We start from the raw sequence: 7067 nt of genomic DNA, 5'->3' as shown, positions 1-7067 counted from the left end.
GTGCTGTGGTAGGTGATCGTAAGACCGCTCTGGCCGTTTAATATCTCTACTCCTGCTGGGGTAAGATCAAAGTACGCATAGCCGTCAAAGTTGTCAGCACACTCCTCTAATGGGGTAGCTGGGGAAACTGTTGGGGCACTGTTTATCGTTACTACAAAGTCTGACTCATCTGAACATACCGTAGTAGCATCTCCAGTTACGGCATAGATGTATATCGTCTGGCTTGTCGTAATAAAATCACCTGCATTTAGTTGTGTACCTGTTCCACCAGCTCCTGTGTAGTAGTTACCTGTTGTTAATGCAGGAAGCTCGTAAGCATCACAAGCCTGAAGGTCCGCTCTGTCTTCTACTACCGGAGTAGGGTAAATTGTTACGTAGAAGCTACCCTCTGTAAAACAATTATTCGGAGTAGTTGCAGATTCTGCATATACATAAACGGTTTGCGAATCTGTTAGAGTTGAAGCTTGCGCTAATTGTGTCCCTAAACCTCCTGATTGAGTATAATAATTCCCTACGGAAAGATTGGGAAGAATATAACCTATGTCACTACAAGCAAATCCATCTGCAGGCACAACAACCTGAGGTATAGGAGTTACTATCAAATCAAAAGAAGTCACATTAAAACAATCTGCATTATCTACATTAGTAACGCGGGCATATATGGTTGTATCTCCAGAACTAAAAGCAGTAGGATCAGCTATTGAACTATCCTCAATATCTGCACCAGCTGAAGTAGTATGATAAGTTACATTAAAATCAGTAGGATCCTGCCCGTCTAAAATTTGAGCATCATTACTCGTTAAGTCGAAAATTTCAACACTATCATTTCCTGAATCACACACTTGCATATCAGCAGGCTGAGTAACTTCAGGTTGCGCACCAGCTTTAACAACATATTGAAAAAATGTTAAACAATCTGTATCAAAATTTTGAATCCTTCCATAAATAGTTTTTTCTTCACCTGCATTTACTTGAAAATTTTGTAGTTGAGCAGTAGTATATGCTCCATATCCTTCCTCCTGTAAAAACTGGCTTTCAAACACACTTAATTCATACAAATTTGGATCTAAACCATTAAGAACATTATCATTAACATCATTTAAATTTATAGTAAAAGGAGCTTCACCACATAAAGTTATATCCTGAACATTCAAAGGAAGATCTTCACCTATATTAACATCAATTTGATCAGTTACAACAACATTTGTACCATCACACATTAAATAACTTGCTCTTGCTGTATAAGTTGTTAAATTATCAGGACAAACATTAATAGTTGGACCTGTACCTATAGCAGTTCCCGATGCAGTGGGACCTTCAAACCAATCGATTGTTACTACACTTGGTCCACTCGGTTTGAAACGCCAACCTTCATTACTTGCGGACCAAGTACCTACATTTCTGGTAGGAGGGAAATAAGCAACTGTACCTGTACTATTCTGAACACCAACTACACCATACCCTCCATTCCATTGCATACAAGGAGTTCTTTGACCTATATATACCTCTATAACATTTGTAGTTTCATATAAAACCATCTGACTAATTTGAGGAGGAAGGTTATTATTACAACTAAATTGATTCAGATTGTATAAATTTAATATAAACATCCTATTAGGAGCAGTTCCCGAAATTCTATAGTTCATAGCCATATCATTAGGCGTACCAGTAGCAAGAGGATTAGTATCCTGAAAAACACCAAAAATAGAATTTAAAAAAGGAGCATTCTGACCACCAGGGTTTACTGGAATCTGAGTACCATTCATTACCCAAGTACTTGGTGTAGCAGGTGAATATAAACCTCCTGGAGTTACGCCTTGAGCGATACTAAATGTAACAACACCGTTAGTACTTAAAAGTAAATTCTCATATACATTACCAAAAAAACAGAACTTAAATGTTGGAGTTCCTGGTTGCGTAAGGTTAATAATATTAGACCAATAATCATCCTGATTAGCCTGTAAAGGCACGGAACCAGAAATACTATTCGAAAAACTTGCCGGTGGATTGTAGGGAATCTGGATAACATCATAAGAGGTTGTACCACCTGTATCGAAGTAAAGTGTTGAAAGCTCTGTACATTCTCCCGGATTACAAATAGGAATACCAGAAACAGCCGTTACATAAGGAACCGCAGGCCCCTGTTGAGGAAACATGCTTAACCCCAAAAGGCTAAAGATTAGTAATAATAGGTACTTTTTATTCATTAGGCTAATTTTAGAAACGCGAAAATTACACAAAATTGATTCAAAAAAAACAAAAAAGTTTTATTTTTTTATTATAACAGCCAAACCGACTCTTACCCTACCTTACTGACAAAAAAAAGTTATATTTTTTTATTTTTTTTGGATTTTAAAAAAACCGACTTCAATTAATTCCTACAGTTCTTATTTTTAGTATCTTTTCCTTTATTTATTGAAACAATAGAAATTATCCAAATAATTTAAAATCAACTTTTATAGTTATCTTTGCACACTGAAACTATCATATCCCTATTATAAACATAGAATTAATGACTCACAACGAAGATTTTAAAGACGAAATTGGAGATAACCATATTGCGACAAATGCACAAACCCCTTTAAGAGACAATGCTTTTGAACTTAGTGATGATGAAAAAATCGCATCTATAAAAGCTGATGTTGAAAACATACTTCACACCCTAGGCATGGACCTTACGGATGACAGCATCAAAGGAACACCTAATCGTGTTGCTAAAATGTTTGTAAAAGAAATATTCGGAGGACTGAATCCTGCAAAAAAACCTGGTTCATCAACATTTGAAAATAAATACAAGTATGGAGAAATGCTTGTTGAAAAGAATATTACGGTTTATTCAACCTGCGAGCACCACCTCTTACCCATAGTAGGTCGAGCTCATGTAGCATACATTTCCAACGGAACCGTTGTTGGACTTTCAAAAATGAATCGAATTGTCGATTATTTTGCAAAAAGACCACAAGTTCAGGAAAGGCTAACAATTCAAATTGTACAGGAATTAAAAAGAGTACTTAACACCGAGGATGTTGCTTGTGTAATTGACGCAAAACACCTTTGTGTAAATTCTCGTGGAATAAGAGATATTGAAAGCAGTACGGTAACATCTGAATTTGGCGGTAAGTTCAAAGATGAAAATGTGAGACGAGAATTTTTAGATTACATTAAACTGGACACACAGTTTTAATATCTTTGAAAACAAAACCAATTAGGCAAAACTAAAACTATGCAGTTATATCTAAATCAAAAATTAAAAATATACAATTCACTAAGTGGTGAAAAAGAAACATTTACTCCTCTTCACGAAGGATCAGTAGGGATGTATGTATGCGGTCCCACCGTTTACAGTAATGTTCACTTAGGGAATTGTAGAACCTTTATTTCATTTGATTTGGTTTTCAGATATCTAAAACACTTGGGATACAAGGTAAGATACGTCCGAAACATAACTGATGTTGGTCATATTGAAGACGATGCTGATGAAGGAGAGGATAAAATCGCAAAAAAAGCACGCCTTGAAAAGTTAGAACCAATGGAAATTGTACAGCAATACTCTGTTGATTTCCACCAAATATTAGAACTCTTCAACAATCAGCCACCAAGCATTGAGCCTACTGCTACAGGACACATTATAGAACAGATTGAAACCATTAAACAAATTTTGGCTAATGGCTACGCTTATGAATCCAATGGATCAGTTTATTTTGATGTGGTAAAATTTAATGAAACCCACGATTATGGTAAATTAAGTGGCCGAAATCTTGAAGACATGATTTCCAACACTCGTGATTTGAGTGGCCAGGATGAAAAAAGAAATCCTCAGGATTTTGCTCTTTGGAAAAAAGCCGAACCTGAACATATTATGCGATGGCCTTCTCCTTGGGGAGATGGTTTTCCTGGCTGGCATTTAGAATGTACTGCAATGAGCACTAAGTACCTGGGTAATCATTTTGACATACACGGAGGAGGCATGGATCTTAAATTTCCTCATCACGAATGTGAAATTGCTCAAAATGAAGCTTGCACGGGACAATCGCCTGTAAATTATTGGATGCATGCTAATATGCTTACTCTTAACGGTAAAAAAATGTCAAAATCTACTGGAAATAATATTCTTCCTAGAGAAATCTTTTCCGGAAATAATGACAAGCTAAGTAAGCCATTCAGCCCTTCTGTTACAAGATTTTTTATGTTACAGGCACATTACAGAAGTGTACTTGATTTTTCAAACGATGCAATCATTGCCGCTGAAAAAGGTTTTAACCGATTAATGGATGCATTGGATAACCTAAAGCAGATTAAACATTCATCATCACCTTCAAGTATCGATATTGCTTCATGGAAACAATCTTGCTATGATGCAATGAATGATGATTTCAACAGCCCAATACTTATAGCCCAGCTATTCGAAGCTGTAAAATATATCAATCTTCTAAAGGAAGAAAAAGAAACTATTAATTCACAAGATATTGAATTATTATCTAAAACTTTGAATGCTTTTGTTTTCGACGTTTTAGGGCTTAAAAATGATGTTGCAGAAGAAACAGGAAATGATAAGCTTGAAGGTGTCGTAAATATGCTCATTACAATGAGAAATGAAGCTAGAGCAAACAAAGATTTTGCTTTATCAGATCAAATAAGAAACAGGCTGACCGAATTAGGCATTGAACTTAAAGACACTAAAGAAGGTACAACTTTTTCTGTAAACTAATTGCTTTGAAACTAAAAAGCTTACTCACAGCACCTTTTATAGCGCTGGTACGCTTTTATCAGATCGCTATATCTCCGGTACTCCCTGCAGCATGCAGGTACTCTCCGACATGCTCACAATACACAATTGAAGCATTGCAATTGCATGGTCTTATTAAAGGGAGCTGGCTAAGCATTAAACGAATTTTAAGTTGTAATCCCTGGGGAGGATCAGGTTATGACCCCGTGCCTGAAAAAAAATGCCGCCGCAAACATTAATTAATCTATTTACATTTGTAAGACATACACATTTGTTTAAATTTACGCCAACTAATACAGACAATACATGATACACAGCTTAAGCATTGTATGGAACCAGCCTGAAGGATTTAGTTTAGGCCCAATAACACTCCGTTATTACAGCCTTGGTTTCGTAATAGCCTTTGGACTAGGATGGTTCTTAATGAAAAAAATATATGACCGTGAAGGTGAATCTGCAGAAAAACTGGACAAACTCTTCATATACACCTTAATCGCAACACTTTTAGGAGCAAGACTTGGACATGTCTTTTTTTACGACTGGGATTATTTCAGCCAGCATCCCGCAGAAATACTTTTACCATTTAGATTCACTCCGGAGTTTGAATTTACTGGATTTGCGGGACTCGCAAGCCACGGAGCTGCCATAGCCATCATACTGGCCATGTATTGGTACAGCAAAAAAATTATTCACCGTCCTCTTTTATGGATGTTAGACAGAGTTGTAATCCCTGTAGCCAGCGGTGGAATTTTCGTTAGACTTGGAAACTTCTTCAACAGCGAAATATTAGGTAAACCAACCTCTGCTGACCTGCCAACAGCCGTAAGATTTATCAGAGGAGAAGAAACGCTTGGTAAAAATGAAATTATTGCCAAAACAAAAATATTGGATTATAACGCGGCATATGATGCAGTCGAACACAACCCCAAGTTTGCAGACATATTAGCTACGATACCCTACAGACATCCGGCACAACTATATGAAGCATTTGGTTATATTTTTGTGTTTGCTATAGTTTATTTCATGTACTGGAAGACAGACGCCCGCAAAAAACACGGTCTTATCTTTGGAGTTTTCCTTATCCTATTATGGACAGTACGCTTTCTTGTAGAATATGTAAAAGAAAGCCAGGGAGGTTTTGAAAGCGTTCTTCCCGGAGGTCTTCTAACCGGTCAGTGGCTGAGTATACCTTTCATAATTGCAGGAATCTATCTGGTATTTACTGCAAAAAACAGACAAGAAACTTTATAAATAGATACCGCCTTAGGGCGGTTTTTTTTATGCTTTTTTGAAGCCCTTTTCGAACAATAAATATGGATAATCCTTGTACAAGTTTTATCTCAGTAAAACCAACCCATTTTAGTTTTAAAACAAATAAGCCACGCAGTGCGTGGCTTATTTGTTTTTTCTGATATATTATAATATTAATCTGTCAGTTTAAAATTATAAACTATAGTTCCAACCTGTGTTTCGGGAGCAGAATCACTACTATCAAACTTAGTATCGAAAGCAGCTGATTTTGCCTGCTCAAAAAGACATTGCGCCGCATTAGTCGTTCCCCTGCCTCTTTCAGCTTTAATAACCTTACCGGCTCTGTTTACAGTAATCTGAACAACCACAGTACCTTCTTCATTACATCTGTATTGTGGTTTTGGAGTATTTAGATTTTTACGTCCGGAAAGTCTGTAGTTACCCACACCTGTTCCACGACCTGCACCGCTTCCTCCTCCACTTCCGCTTCCTGAGCCCGGTCCTGTTCCTGTCCCGTTACCGGAACCATTTCCACCACCGGTACCTCCTCCGCTACCGCCATCTCCGTAGTAACTACCTGAGTTTTTATCTCCTCCGAGCTTACCCTTGTTTCCGGCAACACCATCGTCTCCATCTCCCCCTTTATTGTTACCATTAAGGATATTCGCAAGTGCATCAGAAGTAGTTTTAGAAGGATGTGGTGGCGCTTTAACCGAAACCGGCTTCGTCTCTACCTTTTTAGGATCTTTTTTTTCCACAGGCTTTGTTTTCACGACCGCCGGAGCATCGTCAAGATCACTGGCTACGACTTCCTCCTCATCAGCCTGAACGGGAGTAGGAGCCTGTTTTACCCTCTCTGTAACTTCAAGCACTTCACTTCTAAAGTCAGCACCTGAACCTACATCACTATCACCAAAGTTAACAGTAACACCACCTCCTCCACCACCACCTTCAAGTTCGGCGAGGTCGATAAGGTCATCTTTCTGCGTATATTTAAATAGGAATAAAAAAAGAGCCGCCAGCACAAATATTACCGTAGTAATCGCCAGTGATTTCTTTTCCTCTCCTGTCATTGTAAAAGCCATTATAC

General features: G+C 37.7%; 5 protein-coding genes and 1 pseudogene. 4 read left to right on the top strand and 2 right to left on the bottom strand.

All coding sequences use genetic code 11. The annotated features are described in order from the left end of the window. Positions 1-2207, bottom strand: a pseudogene (locus DEU42_RS15195) (hypothetical protein); the annotation flags it as partial. 305 nt (positions 2208-2512) lie between these two features. Between DEU42_RS15195 and folE the strand changes: the two are divergent. The 4 genes from folE to lgt all read left to right on the top strand — a co-directional run bounded on the left by folE (position 2513) and on the right by lgt (position 5977). Next, complete coding sequence (gene folE, locus DEU42_RS15190) at positions 2513-3184, top strand: GTP cyclohydrolase I FolE (RefSeq protein WP_114759180.1); 672 nt, start codon at positions 2513-2515, stop codon at positions 3182-3184. A 39-nt stretch (positions 3185-3223) separates the two neighbouring features. Next, positions 3224-4708 carry a cysteine--tRNA ligase gene (gene cysS, locus DEU42_RS15185; protein ID WP_114759179.1) on the top strand — a complete coding sequence of 495 codons (1485 nt, stop codon included), beginning with the start codon at positions 3224-3226 and terminating at the stop codon, positions 4706-4708. 5 nt (positions 4709-4713) lie between these two features. Continuing rightward, complete coding sequence (gene yidD, locus DEU42_RS15180) at positions 4714-4965, top strand: membrane protein insertion efficiency factor YidD (protein ID WP_114759178.1); 252 nt, start codon at positions 4714-4716, stop codon at positions 4963-4965. A 67-nt stretch (positions 4966-5032) separates the two neighbouring features. Beyond that, positions 5033-5977, top strand: a complete 945-nt coding sequence (lgt, locus tag DEU42_RS15175; RefSeq protein ID WP_114759177.1) for a prolipoprotein diacylglyceryl transferase — start codon at positions 5033-5035, stop codon at positions 5975-5977. Positions 5978-6150: 173 nt separating this feature from the next. Here lgt and DEU42_RS15170 read toward each other — a convergent pair whose 3' ends face one another. After that, positions 6151-7062, bottom strand: coding sequence for an energy transducer TonB (locus tag DEU42_RS15170; RefSeq protein WP_114759176.1), 912 nt, complete (start codon positions 7060-7062; stop codon positions 6151-6153). Between the last annotated feature and the right edge of the window lie 5 nt (positions 7063-7067).

This window comes from Flavobacterium sp. AG291 (assembly GCF_003350375.1).
GTDB classification, from domain to species: Bacteria; Bacteroidota; Bacteroidia; order Flavobacteriales; family Flavobacteriaceae; genus Flavobacterium; species Flavobacterium suzhouense.
The sequence above is the reverse complement of the archived record's forward strand: the minus strand, read 5'-3'. Positions and strand labels throughout refer to the sequence as shown.